The sequence below is a fragment of the Streptomyces sp. NPDC029041 genome, from assembly GCF_040637515.1.
Classification (GTDB): domain Bacteria; phylum Actinomycetota; class Actinomycetes; order Streptomycetales; family Streptomycetaceae; genus Streptomyces.
The window spans coordinates 352,691-368,753 of record NZ_JBEZWO010000006.1 but is presented as its reverse complement, the minus strand read 5'-3'; the positions used below and the strand labels follow the sequence as shown (position 1 = coordinate 368,753).

At 73.2% G+C, this 16,063-nt stretch carries 15 protein-coding genes; 8 read left to right on the top strand and 7 right to left on the bottom strand.

Features of this window, described 5'->3' with window-relative positions; translation table 11 throughout:
* Positions 1 to 104: 104 nt before the first annotated feature.
* From AB0F04_RS17770 to AB0F04_RS17760, 3 genes are read left to right on the top strand one after another with little or no spacing between them, the layout of a single operon-like run.
* Complete coding sequence (locus AB0F04_RS17770) at positions 105 to 1,226, top strand: acyltransferase family protein (RefSeq protein WP_362042512.1); 1,122 nt, start codon at positions 105 to 107, stop codon at positions 1,224 to 1,226.
* 55 nt (positions 1,227 to 1,281) lie between these two features.
* Positions 1,282 to 1,512 (top strand): DUF2945 domain-containing protein, encoded by a 231-nt coding sequence (locus AB0F04_RS17765; protein WP_362042510.1) that lies wholly within the window; start codon positions 1,282 to 1,284, stop codon positions 1,510 to 1,512.
* A gap of 6 nt (positions 1,513 to 1,518) precedes the next feature.
* Positions 1,519 to 1,854 (top strand): DUF3140 domain-containing protein, encoded by a 336-nt coding sequence (locus AB0F04_RS17760; RefSeq protein ID WP_362042509.1) that lies wholly within the window; start codon positions 1,519 to 1,521, stop codon positions 1,852 to 1,854.
* 57 nt (positions 1,855 to 1,911) lie between these two features.
* On the opposite strand, the gene AB0F04_RS17755 is transcribed toward AB0F04_RS17760, so the two are convergent.
* From AB0F04_RS17755 to AB0F04_RS17730, 6 genes are all read right to left on the bottom strand, one after another.
* A complete protein-coding gene (locus tag AB0F04_RS17755) occupies positions 1,912 to 2,082 on the bottom strand; it encodes a hypothetical protein (RefSeq protein ID WP_362042508.1) in 171 nt (56 codons plus the stop codon).
* A 232-nt stretch (positions 2,083 to 2,314) separates the two neighbouring features.
* Complete coding sequence (locus AB0F04_RS17750; protein WP_053667924.1) at positions 2,315 to 2,545, bottom strand: hypothetical protein; 231 nt, start codon at positions 2,543 to 2,545, stop codon at positions 2,315 to 2,317.
* A gap of 585 nt (positions 2,546 to 3,130) precedes the next feature.
* Positions 3,131 to 4,153, bottom strand: a complete 1,023-nt coding sequence (locus AB0F04_RS17745; protein ID WP_362042506.1) for a hemolysin family protein — start codon at positions 4,151 to 4,153, stop codon at positions 3,131 to 3,133.
* Complete coding sequence (locus tag AB0F04_RS17740) at positions 4,150 to 5,493, bottom strand: hemolysin family protein (protein WP_362042505.1); 1,344 nt, start codon at positions 5,491 to 5,493, stop codon at positions 4,150 to 4,152. Before AB0F04_RS17740 ends, AB0F04_RS17745 begins: the two co-directional genes overlap by 4 nt.
* A gap of 219 nt (positions 5,494 to 5,712) precedes the next feature.
* Positions 5,713 to 7,443 carry a hypothetical protein gene (locus tag AB0F04_RS17735; RefSeq protein ID WP_362042503.1) on the bottom strand — a complete coding sequence of 577 codons (1,731 nt, stop codon included), beginning with the start codon at positions 7,441 to 7,443 and terminating at the stop codon, positions 5,713 to 5,715.
* Between the two features lie 131 nt (positions 7,444 to 7,574).
* Positions 7,575 to 11,636, bottom strand: coding sequence for a bifunctional nitrate reductase/sulfite reductase flavoprotein subunit alpha (locus AB0F04_RS17730; RefSeq protein ID WP_362042502.1), 4,062 nt, complete (start codon positions 11,634 to 11,636; stop codon positions 7,575 to 7,577).
* A 193-nt stretch (positions 11,637 to 11,829) separates the two neighbouring features.
* Between AB0F04_RS17730 and AB0F04_RS17725 the strand changes: the two genes are divergently transcribed.
* The 4 genes from AB0F04_RS17725 to AB0F04_RS17710 all read left to right on the top strand — a co-directional run bounded on the left by AB0F04_RS17725 (position 11,830) and on the right by AB0F04_RS17710 (position 14,636).
* Complete coding sequence (locus AB0F04_RS17725) at positions 11,830 to 12,225, top strand: cell division protein SepF (RefSeq protein WP_030838486.1); 396 nt, start codon at positions 11,830 to 11,832, stop codon at positions 12,223 to 12,225.
* A gap of 72 nt (positions 12,226 to 12,297) precedes the next feature.
* Entirely contained in the window at positions 12,298 to 13,617 is a 1,320-nt protein-coding gene (locus tag AB0F04_RS17720; RefSeq protein ID WP_362042501.1) for an ATP-binding protein, read from the top strand.
* Entirely contained in the window at positions 13,610 to 13,969 is a 360-nt protein-coding gene (locus AB0F04_RS17715; RefSeq protein ID WP_362042499.1) for a nucleotide pyrophosphohydrolase, read from the top strand. The genes AB0F04_RS17720 and AB0F04_RS17715 overlap by 8 nt, the downstream gene beginning before the upstream one ends.
* 196 nt (positions 13,970 to 14,165) lie before the next feature.
* Positions 14,166 to 14,636: a DUF6099 family protein gene (locus AB0F04_RS17710; RefSeq protein ID WP_362042498.1), complete on the top strand. Its 471-nt coding sequence runs from the start codon at positions 14,166 to 14,168 to the stop codon at positions 14,634 to 14,636.
* Between the two features lie 75 nt (positions 14,637 to 14,711).
* Here AB0F04_RS17710 and AB0F04_RS17705 read toward each other — a convergent pair whose 3' ends face one another.
* A complete protein-coding gene (locus AB0F04_RS17705; protein ID WP_362042496.1) occupies positions 14,712 to 14,885 on the bottom strand; it encodes a hypothetical protein in 174 nt (57 codons plus the stop codon).
* A gap of 238 nt (positions 14,886 to 15,123) precedes the next feature.
* On the opposite strand from AB0F04_RS17705, the gene AB0F04_RS17700 reads away from it, so the two are divergent.
* Positions 15,124 to 16,047 carry an LLM class F420-dependent oxidoreductase gene (locus tag AB0F04_RS17700; protein WP_362042494.1) on the top strand — a complete coding sequence of 308 codons (924 nt, stop codon included), beginning with the start codon at positions 15,124 to 15,126 and terminating at the stop codon, positions 16,045 to 16,047.
* Positions 16,048 to 16,063 lie beyond the last annotated feature (16 nt).

The following is a 16,063-nucleotide window of genomic DNA, read 5'->3' as shown; positions in this document are numbered from 1 at the left end:
GCACGGCCCTGTGATTAGGGTGCGGGCGATGTTCTGCGCACACTCCCTTCCTTTACTCCCTGCCGGAAGAGGCGACCACGCCTCGAGCCGCTTCGGGAGGGCCCGTGAGTGACACGATGACCGCGGTCCGCCCGGGCGCGGAAACGACCCGGAGTGCGCGCACGGAAGAGCCCGCCGCCGCGACCCGCCCGGCCCGGCAGCGGGACGCGTACTTCGACAACGCCAAGTACCTCGCGATCGTGCTCGTGGCCGTGGGGCACGCCTGGGAGCCCCTGCGCCAGGACAGCAGGACCGTCACCGCCCTCTACACCCTCGTCTACGCCTTCCACATGCCGGCGTTCGTCCTCATCTCCGGCTACTTCTCACGTACGTTCGACGGCAGCCCGGCCCGGCTCCGGCGTCTGGTCACCGGCGTCGCCGTCCCGTACGTGGTGTTCGAGACGGCGTACACCCTGTTCACCCGCTGGTCCAGCCAGGACCCCGGCCGCCCGGTCAGCCTGCTGGACCCCCTGTACCTCACCTGGTTCCTCGCGGCCCTGTTCGTCTGGCGGCTGACCACGCCGCTGTGGCGGCTGGTGCGGTGGCCGCTCCCGCTCGCCCTGGTCATCGCGATGGCGGCGACGACCGCGCCGTCCATCGGGCACGACCTCGATCTGCAGCGCGTCCTGCAGTTCCTGCCGTACTTCGTGTGCGGTCTGCTGCTGCGGCCGGAGCACTTCCGGCTGGTGCGACGCCGCGCGGCGCGGGCCCTCGCCGTGCCGGTGGCCGCCTGCGCCCTGGGCCTGGCGTACTGGGCGGTGCCCCGGATGGACTACGCCTGGTTCTTCCACGCGGACAGCGCCCCGGAACTGGGCGTCCCGGTCCCGTACGGGCCCCTGATGACCCTGGCCGTCTTCGGCTGCTCCCTCGTCCTGGTGGGCTGCTTCCTCGCCTGGGTGCCCGGGCGGCGGACCTGGTTCACGGTGCTGGGCGCCGGGACCCTGTCCGGCTACCTGCTGCACGGTTTCGTCGCGCAGGCCGCGAAGCACTGGGGCTGGTACGAGCCGGCCTGGGTGCGCGGGCCCCTCGGCGTGATCGCCGCCACCCTGGTCGCGGCCGTGGTCGTCACCACGCTGTGCGCACCGCCCGTACGGCGGGCCTTCCGCCGGGTGACGGAGCCCCGGATGGCGTGGGCCTTCCGCGGCACGGACACCGGCCGGGCCGGAATCCGCCGAGCTGCGCCCTGACCGTCCGGCCCGCACGCTGGAAGGACAGCACACGTCTCGGCGAGGGAGTACCGGCATGGCGAAGGGCCGCAGCGAGGGCGGGAAGCCGAAGAAGGGCGACAAGGTCACCTGGAGCACTCACGGCAGCCGCACCGAGGGCGAGGTGGAGCGGGAGATCACCGAACGGACAGAGGCGTCCGGCCGCACGGTCGACGCCTCGCCGGACGACCCGCAGTACGAGGTGCGCAGTGACAAGTCCGGCAGGACCGCGGTGCACAAGCCGTCCGCGCTCAAGAAGAAGAAGTGAGGCGCCGTGGACGGCGGGGAACGCGAGGAGACCTGGAACGACTTCCGTGAGCTGGTGAACATGACCCCGGCCGGTCTGGAGAAGTGGCTGGAGTCCGACGACTCGCAGAACGCGGGGCAGCACCAGGACGGGGGCGAGTCCACCGGACACGCCTCCGGCCGTCGGATCGTGGAGATCCTGCGGACCAGGAAGGGCGACCTCACGGACGACGACTACCGGCACATGCGCAAGGTCGTCGGCTATGTCCGCCGTCACCTGGCTCAGCGGCCCTCCGGGGACGTACGGGACTCACGATGGCGGTACTCCCTGATGAACTGGGGCCACGACCCGCTCGAGGGGTGACGGCCCGGCGCGGGAGCGCCCGCGCGGATCCCCAGGAGGCGCGATGCCCCCCGGGAGTCACGCCGCGCCGGTCTCCTGCGGGGCCACCGCGACCCCGTTCAGCGCCTGGCTCATCTGGTGCTGGGTCTCTTCGGCGACCACACGGGCCTCCTCCACGACGTCACCGCGTTCGCGTATGAGGCTCTCGTAGATCGGCAGCTCTCCGGTCGATGTCGCGTCAGGTGTCACGGTGCTGTTCCTCTCGCTTTGCAGACGGGATCCGGGGGGTCCGAGTAAGTCTGCGTCACGCCCTCTCACCGTGTTACTCACCCCCGGGATGTCCAGATTTCCGTCACGTGTTTCGCGAATTCCTCACGTTTGCTTCCGTGCTTCCGCGCGAAGCGGGATGCCGTGGCCGCGTGCGCTGCGCATGCGAAAGGGCCCCGGGAATCGCTTCCCGGGGCCCTTCGCGCGGATGGCGTCAGAGAGACGTCGTGTGGATGCCCGCGTGGCCGCCCGCGGCCGCGCCCTGCGGCGAGACGGCCGCCTGCACGGCGGCGCAGGCCTCGCCGGCCAGGGGGCCGACCAGGCCGGCGGAGAGGCCGCCCACGAGGCCCGCGGAGACATCGACGCCGCCCGCGTTGCCGCCGGCGACGGCGTCCAGGTCGGCGTCGGTGAGCTCGGCGGTGTCGACCCGAGAGGTGAGGTTCATGGGGGTGTTTCCCTTCGCGTGAATGTCTCGCAGTGGCGGTGAGCGCGGGTGCCCGCGGGATCCGGAGTTCGGGATTCCGCCCCGGCCGCTCCCGCCGTGCGCAGGATCAAAGCACCCCCCGGAGCAGAGATCCAACCGCCCGCCGGCGCCGCGTACCTCCTCGCGGCCACCGCCTTCACCGCTGTGACCTCCGGGTCACGGGATGCGCCCATTCCTTCACACAGCCCGTCGCCCGGCCGCGCGCGGGACTCTTGCGCCCCGATTTCCGAAGCGGGCACTTCACCCCCAAATCCCCAGGTCGCGGCCGGGGCGCGGCCACACCCCGGGCGCCGCGCGACCTCCCGGCGCACGGTGTGCAGATGTGCTGGATGTTCGGACCCGGTACGCGTAAGGCGACGGGCTCGGTCCCCGGGGCAGCCCGCGGCCACGGGCCCCCTGGGCCGCGGGCTCTCCCTCGTGTCGGGCGACGAGCCTGCCTCCTGGAGGCGCGGGCTCCGCCTTGTGCCGGGCCACGGACCCTGCCCCACCGCGAGCGTCGCCCCCTCGCGACCACGGGGCCGCCCCTCAGCAGCAGGCCCCGCCCCCTCAGGTCACCCCCGTCGGCTGCAGCAGCCGGGCCAGCAGGTCGTCCAGGGTGACCAGGCCGGAGAGCCCGCCGGCGTCGTCGCGGACCACGGCCAGGGAAGAGCGGCGGCGGCGCAGTACCTCGATGGCGTCGGCGACCGTGGCGGTCTCCGCAAGCTCGGGCACCGGACGGGCGAGGTCCCGCGCGGTCGTGGCCCGGCCGCGGGCCCGGGCCACCAGGGCGTCCCGGGCGTGCACCGAGCCGAGGACCGTGCCGTTCTCCCGGACGAGCAGCCGGGTGCGGTCGTGCTCGGCGGCGAAGCGCAGCAGCGCGTCGAGGCCGGCGGCCCCCTCGACCCAGGTGATCTCGGCGGCCGGGATCCGCAGCGCGGCGACCGGCGTCTCCGGCTCGGTCAGCGAGCGGGTCAGCAGCTCCGAGTCGGTCGCGCTGATCAGACCCAGCCGCTCCGACTCCTCCACCAGGTGCGTCAGCTGCTCCCGGTTGTGCACCGAGGCCAGCTCGTCGCGCGGGGCCACCCGGCACAGCCGTACCAGGGCGTTGCTCACCCGGTTGAGCAGCCGGATCAGCGGACGTACGGCCCGCACCACGGCCCGGAAGGGCGGGGACAGCAGCATCGCCGAACGCTCGGGGTGGGCGATCGCCCACGACTTGGGCGCCATCTCGCCGACCACCATGTGCAGGAACACCACCACGACCATCGCCACGGCGAAGGCCACGCCGTAGCTCACAGCGCTGGGCAGGCCCAGGGTGTGCAGCAGCGGGTCGAGTTCGTGCGAGATCGCCGGCTTGGACACCGAGCCCAGGCCCAGGGTGCACACCGTGATGCCCAGCTGGGCGCCGGCCAGCATCAGCGACAGCTCGCGCATCCCGGCCAGCGCGGCCCCGGCGCCGCGCCGCCCCTGCGCGGCCGCCTTCTCCATGCGGTGCCGTTTGGCGGCGACGAGGGCGAACTCGGCGGCGACGAAGAAGCCACTGCCGATCAGCAGCAGCACGGTCACGAAGACCGCCATGGGGAAACTCACGCCATCTCCTCGGCTTCCGCGGCCTCCACGAGCAGGCCGATCCGGACGCGGTCGGCCACGTGCCGGTCCAGCGTGCGGACGTCGATCACGGCCCGGCCGCCCTCGGGCAGCTCGACCGTGACCCGGTCGCCGACCGTCGGGAAGCGGCCGAGCCGGTCCACGACCAGTCCGGCCACGGTGTCGTAGTCGTCGTCCTCCGGAAGCCGGACACCGGTCGCCTCGGCCACCTCGTCCACCCGGCGGCCGGCGTCCACCAGCCAGCCGTCGCCGTCCGCGAGGGCGAGCACGGTGACCTTGTCGGACTCGTCGGCGATGTCACCGACCAGCTCCTCGGCGATGTCCTCGTACGTGACGACGCCCGCCACACCGCCGTGCTCGTCCAGGACGACCGCGAACTCGTCGTCGTGCTCCCGCATCCGCGTCACCGCGTCGGGCAGCGGCAGCGTGTCCGGCAGCAGCAGCGGTTGCCGGGCCACCTCTGCGGCACGTGCCCCGGCCAGTCGGGCGGCGGGCAGCGCCATCAGCTCGCGCACGCCCAGCACGCCCGCGATGTCGTCCGGGTGGTCGCCGAGCACCGGGTAGTTCGAGTGGCCGTGCCGGGCGATCAGGCCGATCGCCTCCTCGGCACCGGCGTCCTTGCGGACGAACACGGCGTCGGCGCGCGGCACCATCACCTCGTGCAGGGTGCGCTCGGAGAACTCCAGCGCGTGGTCCAGCAGCGCGGCGGTGTCCTCCGGCAGCTCCCCCCGCTCGTGGAACTCGCCGATCAGATGGCCCAGCTCCTCCAGGGTGGCGCCGTGGTGCAGCTCCTCGACGGGCTCGATCCCCGCCTTGCGCAGCAGCCGGTCGGCCGCGCCGTCGAAGACCCGCACGACGGGGCCGACGACCCTCAGATACGCCAGGGTGGACGGGGCCAGCGCCTTCGCCAGCCGCTCGGGCACGGCGATGGCGAGGTTCTTCGGGGCCAGTTCGCCCAGCACCATCTGCACGACCGTGGCCAGCACGAAGGCGAGCACGACGGCGACGGTGCCGACGGCCGCGCCGGGCAGGCCGAGACCCGACAGGGCCGGCCTGAGCAGCGCGGACACCGACGGCTCGGCGATGAAGCCGACCACCAGGCCGGTGACGGTGATGCCGAGCTGCGCGCCGGACAGCATGAAGGACAGCCGCTCCAGCACCGTGAGGGCCCGGGCGGCCCCGCGGTCCCCGGCCTCGGCCTCACGCGCGAGGGTGAGCCGGTCGGCGGAGACGTAGGCGAACTCCTGGGCGACGAAGTAGCCGGTGCCGGCGGTCAGCACGAACACGGCGAGCAGGCCCAGCAGGGCCTCCGCGGCACTCATCCGACACCACCCCGCCGTGTGCCGCGATCACTGGTTCCGAGGCGGGATGGTCGGGGACTGTGCCCCGGAGGGTCCGTCGGTCTGGCGGACAAGAAGGTGCTCCTTGGACGGGTGGTGTGTCATCCGGTTCAACGCTCGCCGTCGCCCCGGTGTTCCCGGATTCTACGGCCGTGTAGATGAAACGGCCGCGGACCGTGCGGTTCGCCAGGGGCTGTCCTGTCAGCCGGGGCGCACGACCTCCTGCACGTCCGCGCTCGACAGCGTCTGCGGCGACGCCGTGAACGCGCGCAGACGGATGCGGACCCCCGGGCGGGGCAGCGGGAAGCGGCCCGTGGGCGGCCGGAGTTCGTACGGGGCAGTGTCGTGCGCGGGCAGGGTGCGCGGGCCCCGGACGACCCGCCAGTACGCGGCCATGCCCTGGCCGGTGGTCAGCATGAAGTGCGGGGTGAGCGGGCTGTCGCCGGTGTTGGTGACCTGCAGGGCGAGGCGGGAGACGGTCGCCGCGGTGGGGTGGCGGACCGCCGTGACCCGCATCCGCAGGGGCGGTGTGCCCGTCGCCGCCACGGCGGCGCAGGCAAGGGCCGGTGCCAGCAGCAGGATCGTCGCGGTGACCCGCGCCGGACGCCCGTGCGCCCCGGCCAGGAGGCCCGGACGGGGCTGCCAGGCGCGGACGAACGCCGACGCCGGAGCGGTCACCACCGCCGCCAGCCACAGCGGCGTCATCAGCAGGTAGTAGCCGTCCTGCGACCGGGTCGCCAGGTAGAAGACGCACCACGGCAGCACGGTCGCGGCAGGCCCCAGCCGCCGCACGAACAGCGTGAACAACGCGAGCAGCCCGGCGAAGAGCAGCAGGCTCGCATGGGAGTACCAGCCGATCCGGTCGCTGCCGCCGGTGAGGTACAGCGAGATGCCGACCACGCCCTGGCCGTGCAGCACCGCCCCCTGGGTGAGCGGCAGGGCGATCCCCGTGAGCCAGCGCCCCGGCTCGCTCACGGCGAAGTAGGCGTTGATCAGCAGCCACCCGCCGGCCGCGGCTCCGGCGAACCGCAGCACCACCAGCGCCGCCGCCCGGCCGCCCAGCTCACCGCGCCGCACCGCGAAGATCCCGGCCAGCAGGAACGGCGCCAGGAACCAAGGGAGTTGCTGGGCCGCGCACGCCACACCGAGACACACCGCCCGTCCCAGTCCCGCGGCCCCGAGCCGCCCGCCCTCCCCGGTACGGGGCCAGCGCACCACCACCGGCACCAGCAGCGCCAGCGCCACGACCGCCGGGTAGCCGAGCCGCCCGTACGACGGCAGCATCCCGAAGCCCAGGCACACCAGGGTCACCGCCGACCGCCACGGCGCCGGCAGCATCCGCCACAGCACGACCGTCCCGGTGATCAGCGCGCCGGTGCTCACCGCCGTCGCCGGAGTGCCGCCGTGGCCCAGCCACAGCAGCGGCACCGTCAGCAGCGGGGCGAGCGGCGGGTAACCGTAGGTGAAGTCGTAGCCGCCGGTCACCGTCGGGGTCAGGGCCACCCCGTGGCCGAAGAGCCAGGGCCACGGCTGCCCGTACACGGGGCGCCCCGCGGCCAGTTCCCGCGCCGCCTGGGTGGTGAGCAGGGCCTCGTCGGAGCCGTTGTGCATCATGATCCACGCGCACAGGGTGAGCGTCACGCCGGTCACCAGCACGCACAGGTCCACCCGGGCCAGCGACCGGACCCGTCGGACGACCAGGGCCAGCACCCCGCACGTCAGGATCGACGCGTAGCACAGCGAGATCACGGCGGCCACCGCAGGACGGTGACCGGCCGCCGACGTCCACACCGCGCGCGTGCCGATCAGCAACCCGATGTCGGCGAGCAGGGTCAGGACGCGGTGCCACTGGGCCGGGGGAGCCGGCGGTGCGGAGAGCGCCGACTGGGTGCGCGGGCCGGGCACCAGCAGCGTCGTTTCTGCCGAATACACGCCGCCGGACGCTAATCGCCGCCGGTGAGCGGGGCCCGGAGGGAGGTGAAGATTCCGGTGTGCTCCGGGTAAGGGCCCTGTTCGGCCGGCACACGGCTCGGTTCCGTACACGGCTCGGTTCGGAACACGGCTCAGTACACGTCCCGCACGTACCGCTTGTCCGCCGCGAGCTGCTTCACGTACGCGGCGGCCTCGGACTCGCCCAGCCCGCCGTGCGCCATCGCGATGTCCCGCAGCGCCCGGTCCACGTCCTTCGCCATCCGGGAGGCGTCGCCGCAGACGTAGAAGCGGGCCCCGTCGCGCAGCCAGTGCCACAGCTCCGGCCCGTGCTCGCGCATCCGGTCCTGCACGTACACCTTGTTGCGCTGGTCCCGGGAGAAGGCGGTGTCCAGCCGCGTGAGGCTGCCCTCGTCGAGCAGCGCCGTCAGCTCCTCCTCGTAGTAGAAGTCCGTCGCCCGGTGCTGCTCGCCGAAGAACAGCCAGGAGGGGGCCCGGTGGCCGAGCGCCCGCCGCTCCTCGAGGAAGCCGACGAAGGGCGCCACACCGGTCCCCGGACCGACCATGATCATCGGGGTCGAGGCGTCGGCGGGGGGCCGGAAGTGCGGTGAGCGCTGCACGAACACCGGTACCTCCGTGTCCGGTTCGGCGTCCGCGAGGTACGGCGAGCAGACCCCGCCGCGCGCCCGGCCGTGCAGGTTCTCGTACCGCACCACGGACACCGTCAGCGACACCCGGTGCGGGTCGGCCAGCGGGCTCGACGATATGGAGTACAGCCGCGGCTGGAGCCTGCGCAGCACCCCGGCCCACTCCTCGGCGCCCGCCCGCACCGCGTACTCGGCGAGCACGTCCACGGCCTGCCGCCCCCAGCTCCACTGCGCCAGCCCGTCCTTGTTGTCCGGCCGCAGCAGCCTGCGCAACTCGTGCTTGTCCCGCGCGCGTTCGGCGACGAAGCGGAGCAGGTCGGGGGTGATGCGGGTGATGTCGAGATGCCGGTGCAGCGCCTCCCCGAACGGCACCTCGCCGACACCGTCGACCGTCACGGCCGCCCCGGCGTCCACCCCGGTCACCGCCAGCCATTCCTCCACCAGCGAGGGCGCGTTGACCGGCCGCACACCGAGGGCGTCCCCGGCCTCGTACGCCAGGTCCGTCCCGCTCGTGTCGAAGGTGAACCGCCGTACCTCCTTGCCCGCCCCGGCCCGGCTGAGCAGCCGGTTGCCGACGAGCCGGGCCGTGGTGACCGGCTTGCACGTGGCCGTGGGCTTCGCGGCCGGGGCCGCGGACTCCTCAGCCGGCGCCGCGGACTGCTGCCCCAGCGCCGAGAGCACCTGGTCGAGCCACTGCCCGGCGGACGGCTCGAAATCCGGCTCGCAGTCCGTGCGCGGGGCGAGCCGCACCCCGCCCAGTTCACCGAGGCGCGCGTCCAGCCGCCGCCCGTGGCCGCAGAAGTCGTCGTACGAGGAGTCGCCGAAGGCCAGCACCGCGTACCGCACCCCGTCCAGCCGCGGGGCCAGCTCGCCGGAGAGCGCGTCCCAGAAGCCGGAGCCGTTGTCGGGCGCGTCGCCGTCCCCGAAGGTGCTGGTGATGAACAGCAGGTCGGCCGTGCGGGCGAGCGTGCCGACGTCGGCGTCGTCCATGCCGACGAGAGTCGTACGGTGCCCCGTCGAGGTCAGCCGCTCGGCGGTGGCGGTGGCGAACTCCTCCGCGTTCCCGGTCTGCGAGGCCCACAGCACGACGACCTCGCGCCCGGGGCGGTCCTGCGGCGCGGCCTCCCCGGTGCGTGAGTACATCCCGGCCAGCACCCCGTTGACCCACAGCGCGTGCTCGGGCGAGAAGGGCGCGTCGGCCGGCAGCACCGGCACCCCGGGGGCGCCCGAGCCGAGCCCGGCGAGGAAACCGGTGAGGTACTGCCGCTCCTGGGCGGAGAGCACCGGGGGAGGGGAGGGCTCCAGGCCGAAGGGGTTCGCGGGGCCCGGCGTGACCGCCGTGGGTACCAGGGGCGGTGCCTCCGCTGCGGGCGCCGCTGCCTGACGTGCCGGCGCCGCCACCTTCGCCAGCGACACCGCACACGCCTTGAACTCCGGCTGGTACGACAGCGGATCCACCGCGTCGCTCGTCACCGCGTTGATGCTCAGGTACTCGCCGAACAGGTCGTTCCAGTGGAACGGCGCGAAGCAGCACCCCGGCCGCACCCGGTCCGTCACCACGGCCGGCAGCACGGCCCGCCCGCGCCGGGAGGCCACCTCGACGAGGTCGTCCTCGGCCACCCCGAGCGCCGCGGCGTCTTCCGGGTGCAGTTCCACGAACGGCCCCGGATTCAGCTTGTTGAGCTTGGCGACCTTCCCGGTCTTGGTGAGGGTGTGCCACTGGTGCTGCACCCGTCCGGTGTTGAGCACGAACGGATAGTCGTCGTCGGGGAGTTCGGCGGCGGGCAGATGCGGCCGCGCGAAGAACACGGCCCGCCCGGAAGCCGTGGGGAAGCGCAGCCCCTCCTCACCCACGTAGCGGATCGGATTGCGCTGCGGCCCGTCCTCCCGCGCGGCCGGCCACTGCACGGGCGTCTCGCGCAGCCGCTCGTAGGTCACCCCGCGCAGGTCCCAGCCGGTCTTCGGGTTCCAGAACCGCCGGATCTCCTCGAAGACCTGCTCGGCGCTGTCGTAGGAGAACCCCTTTTCGTACCCCATCGCGCACGCCACCTCGGCGATGATGCGCCAGTCGGCCATCGCCTCCCCGGGCGGGTCCGCCGCCTGCCGGGTCAGGGTGAGGTTGCGCTCGCTGTTGACGAACACCCCCTCCGCCTCGGTCCACATCGCGCCGGGCAGGACGACGTCGGCGTACGCGTTGGTCTCGGTGTCCGTGAACACGTCCTGCGTGACGACGAACTCGGCGGCTTCCAGACCCTCGATGACCGTGCGGCGGTTGGCGACCGAGGCGACCGGGTTGGTGCAGATGATCCAGCAGGCCTTGATCTCTCCCTCGGCCATCCGCCGGAACATGTCGACGGTGCCCTGCCCGGCCCCGTCGGCGCGCAGGGTGCCCGGCGGCAGCTCCCACACCTCCTCGGTGAACGCCCGCTCCTCGTCGACGAGCACCGACCGCTGCCCCGGCAGCCCCGGCCCCATGTAGCCCATCTCGCGCCCGCCCATGGCGTTGGGCTGCCCGGTCAGGGAGAACGGCCCGGCGCCCGGACGGCAGATCGCCCCCGTGGCCAGATGCAGATTGACCAGGGCGTTGGTGTTCCAGGTGCCGTGCGTGGACTGGTTCAGCCCCATGGTCCAGCAGCTCATCCACCGCGTGCCCGCCGCACCGATGATCCGGGCCGCCTCGCGCAGGTCGTCCTCGGCCAGGCCGGTGATCCCGGCGACGGCCGCCGGGTGGTAGTCGGCGAGGAACCCGGGCATCGCCTCCCAGCCCTCGGTGTGGCCGGCCACGAACTCCGGGTCGGTGTGCCCTCCCTCATGCAGCAGATGCAGCAGGCCGTTCAGCAACGCGAGGTCGGTCCCCGGCCTGACCTGCAAAAACAGATCCGCCTTGGCGGCGGTCGCGGTCCTGCGGGGATCGACGACGATCAGCTTGGCGCCCGCCTTGACCCGCTCCATCATCCGCAGGAACAGGATCGGATGGCAGTCGGCCATGTTGGACCCGATGACCAGGAAGGCGTCCGCCCGGTCGAAGTCCTCGTACGACCCGGGCGGCCCGTCCGCGCCCAGCGACAGCTTGTAGCCGGTGCCCGCGCTCGCCATGCACAGCCGCGAGTTCGACTCGATGAGGTTCGTGCCCACGAAGCCCTTGGCCAGCTTGTTCGCCAGATACTGCGCCTCCAGGCTCATCTGCCCGGACACGTAGAAGGCGACCGCGTCCGGCCCGTGCTCGTCGACGATCGCCCGCAGCCGCGCCGCCGTCTCGGCGATCGCGTCGGCCACGGGTGCCGGCACCGCCTCCTCGCCCCGGACGTCCCGCACCAGCGCGCCGGTCAGCCGCCCGGGCGCGGCGAGCAGGTCGGCCGTGGTCGCACCCTTGGTGCACAGCCGCCCCGCGTTCGCCGGATGCGCCTTGTCGCCGGACGCCTTCAGCACCGTGCGCCGCCCGTCCGGGCCGGTCCCCACATCGAGCACGAGGCCGCAGCCGACACCGCAGTACGAGCAGACGGTGCGCACCTGCCGCGTGTCCGGCCGGTCCGAGGGGGTCGTGGTCATACCCCCGACGGTACGAATCGCCCGTTACGCCTCTGTCACACGGCTTGATCATCGGGGGTTACGCCCGTCACACAGCCGCCTTCCGGCCGTTGTGAGGTGCAATGAGGTCGCGGAGCGTGTCGCATTGGGCCGAACGGGTGACTCTGCGCAAGAATTGCCCGATGCAGACAGCGAGCGCGAGCCAGGACGGAGCATGCCGGTGAACAGCCACGATGTCACCGACGAACAGTGGGAGGGGCTCGCCCAGGTCGTGCCGCTGCGGGGCCGGGACGCCTGGCCGTCCGCCGTCGGCCACCGGTCCATACCCGAGGCCGAGACGGAGACCCGCCGCCGTTTCGTCGTCCTGCGCGTGAACGTCTTCGCCGACGCGCGGGACGTCGCCGAGCGGCTGATGGCGGGCGTCCCCGTCCTCCTCGACCTCACCGGGGCGGAGACGGAGGTCGCCAAGCGGGTCCTCGACTTCAGTACGGGTGTGGTCTTCGGGCTGGCGAGCGGGATGCACCGGGTGGACCGCAACGTGTTCCTGCTGACCCCGGCGGGGACCGAGGTGACGGGGCTGATGGAAGGCGCGGGGCTCCCCGGGGTGTGACAGTAGCCCGTTCGTAGGAAGCCCTCGAAGACGGAACGGTTCGTCCCCTTGGCGGAGGCCTACCGTCCGGCTATGACCCAGCCCACCCTCCCCGACCGGCCCGGTCCTTCCGGTCGGCCCGCCCCTTCCGGCCGGCCGGCTCCCTCCCGGTCCGACCCTCCCGGCCGGCAGGCTCCCTCCGGCCGGCCCGCCTCGTCCGGCCGGCCCGCTTCTTCCGGCCGGCAGGCTCCCCCCGACCAGTCCGCCGCCCCCGGCGCATCCGCTCGCCCCGTCCACCACGACCGCCCGAGCGTCACCGAGCTGCGCCTGGCCGCCTTCACCATCCACCGCCGCGCCGCGTTCCCGCTCGGGCCCCTCACCCTGCTCGCCGGCCGAAGCGGCTGCGGCAAGACCAGCGTGCTGCGGGCGTACGAGGCCCTCGCCCGGCTCGGGGGCGGCGCCGAGCTCGGTGAGGCGTTCCCCGACCCGGTCGCCTGTGTGCCGGAGCGTGCCCGGCCCGACGCGCAGCGCCGCCGCGGCTTCCGCATCGGCTGTACCGCCGACGGCCCCTACGGCCCGGTCCGTCTCGACGTGGCCGTGCAGGCCGAGCCGGAACTGCGTGTCGTGGGCGAGCGGTTGACGTCCGGCGGGCTGGTCCTCCTGGAGACCGCCCTGCGCGACCCGGGCAAGCGCGCCGTGCAGGCCGCCTGGCACACGGCCGGGCCGACGCCCGTGACCCGCGGCCCGCTCCCGGACGACCGGCTCGGCACCGCCCTGCTGCCCCTGCGCGTCGCCGGCAGGACACCGGGGCAGCGCAGGGTGCTGGCGGCGGCCGAGCAGATGGTCGTCGCCCTGCGCTCGGCCTTCGCCTGCGACCCCGAACCCGCCCGTATGCGCGACCCCGTGGCGGCCGGCTCCGGCCGCCTCCGGGGCGGCTGCGGCAATCTCGCCGACGTCCTGTGGCGTACGCGGGCCGAGTGCGGGCGCCGGCACGCGCAGCTCGTGGCGGCGGTGCGGGCCGGTTGCAGCGGGCCGGTGGCGGACGTGGTCGCCCGGCTGGAGGGCGACGGAAGGGTCGCCGCCGCCGTCGACCGGGGCGACGGCCTGCACACGGACCTGGGCCGGCTCGGTCACGGCGAACTGCGCTACCTCGCCTTCGCGTTGGTCCTCCTCACCGGACCCGGTGTGCTGGAGGTCGACCCGGCCGGCGAGGTGCCCGCCGCCCTGCAGTCGCTCACGATCCTCGCCGACGGCTTCGACCGGGGCCTGGACCCGCGGCAACGGCGGGAACTGCTGAGCCTCGCGGCCCGGATGTGCGAGCGGGGGCACATCCGGCTGGTCGGCGCGGTCAGCGACGGTTCGTGGGCCACCGGGACGGAGGGGGCCACGGTGGTACATCTGGACCGTGACTGATCCACTGGACGCATCGCAGCCCGGCCCCCACGGCGAACCCCTCGATGTGGCGGCACTGCAACGTCGCCTGGCCGATTTCGCAGCCGCGAGGAACTGGCAGCCGTACCACACCCCCAAGAACCTGGTCGCCGCGCTCAGCGTGGAGGCCTCCGAACTGGTCGAGATCTTCCAGTGGTTGACACCCGAGGAGTCGGCCCGGGTCATGGCCGATCCGGACACCGCGCACCGCGTCACCGACGAGGTCGCCGACGTGCTCGCGTATCTGCTCCAGCTGTGCGAGGTGCTCGGTATCGATCCGCTCGCCGCGCTGAACGCCAAGATCGACCGGAACGAGCGGAGGTTCCCGATCTGACGTACGCCCAGTCGGCTGGAGGGAAAAAGTCCACTTGTACTCTGAGTAATCGAATAGCGGCCCGAATCCGAATCGTTGTCCGCAATTTTCCGCCTTCCTCTGGCTTTTCGTCTCACACCCCCTCACGCTGGGTAGTGAACAAGGGAGTGTGGGCGGACGGACGCGCGCAGCGCGTCGGACAAGACGGGGGCAGCGCATGGACGCGGTGCGGCTCATCGTGACGAGCAGGCGGTCCCTGGCGGCGGGCGGCGACGCGCGGGAGACCCTGGCAGAGGTGTGGCAGGCCCAGGCCCTCGCGCAAGCCATCGGCAGCCGCCTCGCGGTCGCCGGACCACCGGAACTGCGCGGTGAGGCACTGGGGTTGACGGAGCTGGCGGGCCGGGGTTGCGGTGTCCTCGACCCACCGGTGCTGGCCCCCGGCGAGCTGCTGGCGGGTCAGCTCACCGAGTTGGGCGACGCCCGCCACACCCTGATGTACCTCGGCGGCCTCCTCGGCGAGGTCGGCATCGCCCTGGTCGCCCTGGCCAGCGCCGCCGACGACGAGGGCACGTACTGGCAGTGCATGGAGGCCATCGACGCGGCGGACGAGTCCCGCGACCGCGTCCTGGAGATGCTCCGCAGACTCGCCGACCGGGAACTGGCGCTGCCGGAGAGGGAAGCGGGATAGGGGGACGGGTCAGGCAGGCGGGGGACGCGCGAGGACCGCCCCGAGCGCGGGGGGCGGCCGGCCGCGCGCGAGACCCTAACCCGCCGGCCCCTCCTCGACGACATGCCGTTCGGCATGGCCCGCCGCCTGAAGGTCCGCGTCCAACGCCGACAGATCCGCGTTCAACGCCGCCATCAGCTCCTCCATCTGCTGCAGCAGCCCTTTCGGCTGCCCGGCCCCGCCCTGCTGCGGCACGGTCTCTTCGGACATGACGGCCTCCTCGGCCCCCGGCCCCCGGGGAGGCCGACGCGGGTGACGCCCCGGCGGTCCACCCCCCGGTGCGGAAGCCGGGGGCTCCGGCTCCGCCCGAGCCAACGATCACCATCGGGGCCGGTCACTGGCCCGGCCACCCGCGCCCCGCGGTACGGACGTAATTTCACCCGACCGGGGACCGGACGGTAGGGGGACCGAGGGCGTGATCGCACACCCCGGCGTGCAGGATGGAAGCATGGATCTGCGCATCTTCACCGAGCCCCAGCAGGGGGCCACCTACGACACTCTGCTCACCGTCGCCAAGGCCACCGAGGACCTCGGCTTCGACGCCTTCTTCCGTTCCGACCACTACCTCCGCATGGGCAACGTGGACGGCCTGCCCGGCCCCACCGACGCCTGGATCACCCTGGCCGGACTCGCCCGCGAGACCAAGCGCATCCGCCTCGGCACCCTGATGACCGCCGGCACCTTCCGGCTGCCCGGCGTGCTCGCCATCCAGGTCGCCCAGGTCGACCAGATGTCCGGCGGCCGCGTCGAACTCGGCCTCGGCGCCGGCTGGTTCGAGGAGGAGCACAAGGCCTACGGCATCCCCTTCCCCAAGGAGAAGTTCGCCCGGCTCGAGGAACAGCTGGAGGTCGTCACCGGCCTGTGGGGGACGGCCCCCGGCAAGACCTTCGACTTCCACGGCACCTACTACGACCTGGCGGACTCTCCCGCCCTGCCCAAGCCCGCCCAGCAGAAGATCCCCGTGCTCGTCGGCGGCCACGGCCCGTCCCGCACCCCGCGGCTGGCCGCCAAGTACGCCGACGAGTTCAACATGCCCTTCGGGTCCGTCGAGGACAGCGAGCGCCAGTTCGGCCGGGTCCGCGCCGCCGCCGAGGAGGCGGGCCGCAGCGGTGACGAGCTGACGTACTCCAACGCCCTCGTCGTCTGCGTCGGCAGGGACGACGCGGAGGTCGCCCGCCGGGCCGCCGCGATCGGCCGTGAGGTCGACGAGCTGAAGCTCAACGGCCTGGCCGGTTCCCCGGCCGAGGTCGTCGACAAGATCGGCCGCTACGCCGAGATCGGCTCGAGCCGCATCTACCTCCAGGTCCTCGACCTCGACGACCTCGACCACCTGGAGCTGATCTCCGCTCAGGTTCAGTCGCAGCTGGCGTAACCGGCCCCGCCGAGCC

Coding starts and splice junctions, on each gene's coding strand:
- AB0F04_RS17765 (WP_362042510.1), top strand. CDS start 1,282: ATGGCGAAGGGCCGCAGCGAGGGCGGGAAGCCGAAGAAGGGCGACAAG.
- AB0F04_RS17750 (WP_053667924.1), bottom strand. CDS start 2,545: ATGAACCTCACCTCTCGGGTCGACACCGCCGAGCTCACCGACGCCGAC.
- AB0F04_RS17740 (WP_362042505.1), bottom strand. CDS start 5,493: ATGAGTGCCGCGGAGGCCCTGCTGGGCCTGCTCGCCGTGTTCGTGCTG.
- AB0F04_RS17730 (WP_362042502.1), bottom strand. CDS start 11,636: ATGACCACGACCCCCTCGGACCGGCCGGACACGCGGCAGGTGCGCACC.
- AB0F04_RS17725 (WP_030838486.1), top strand. CDS start 11,830: ATGCCGGTGAACAGCCACGATGTCACCGACGAACAGTGGGAGGGGCTC.
- AB0F04_RS17720 (WP_362042501.1), top strand. CDS start 12,298: ATGACCCAGCCCACCCTCCCCGACCGGCCCGGTCCTTCCGGTCGGCCC.
- AB0F04_RS17710 (WP_362042498.1), top strand. CDS start 14,166: ATGGACGCGGTGCGGCTCATCGTGACGAGCAGGCGGTCCCTGGCGGCG.
- AB0F04_RS17705 (WP_362042496.1), bottom strand. CDS start 14,885: ATGTCCGAAGAGACCGTGCCGCAGCAGGGCGGGGCCGGGCAGCCGAAA.
- AB0F04_RS17700 (WP_362042494.1), top strand. CDS start 15,124: ATGGATCTGCGCATCTTCACCGAGCCCCAGCAGGGGGCCACCTACGAC.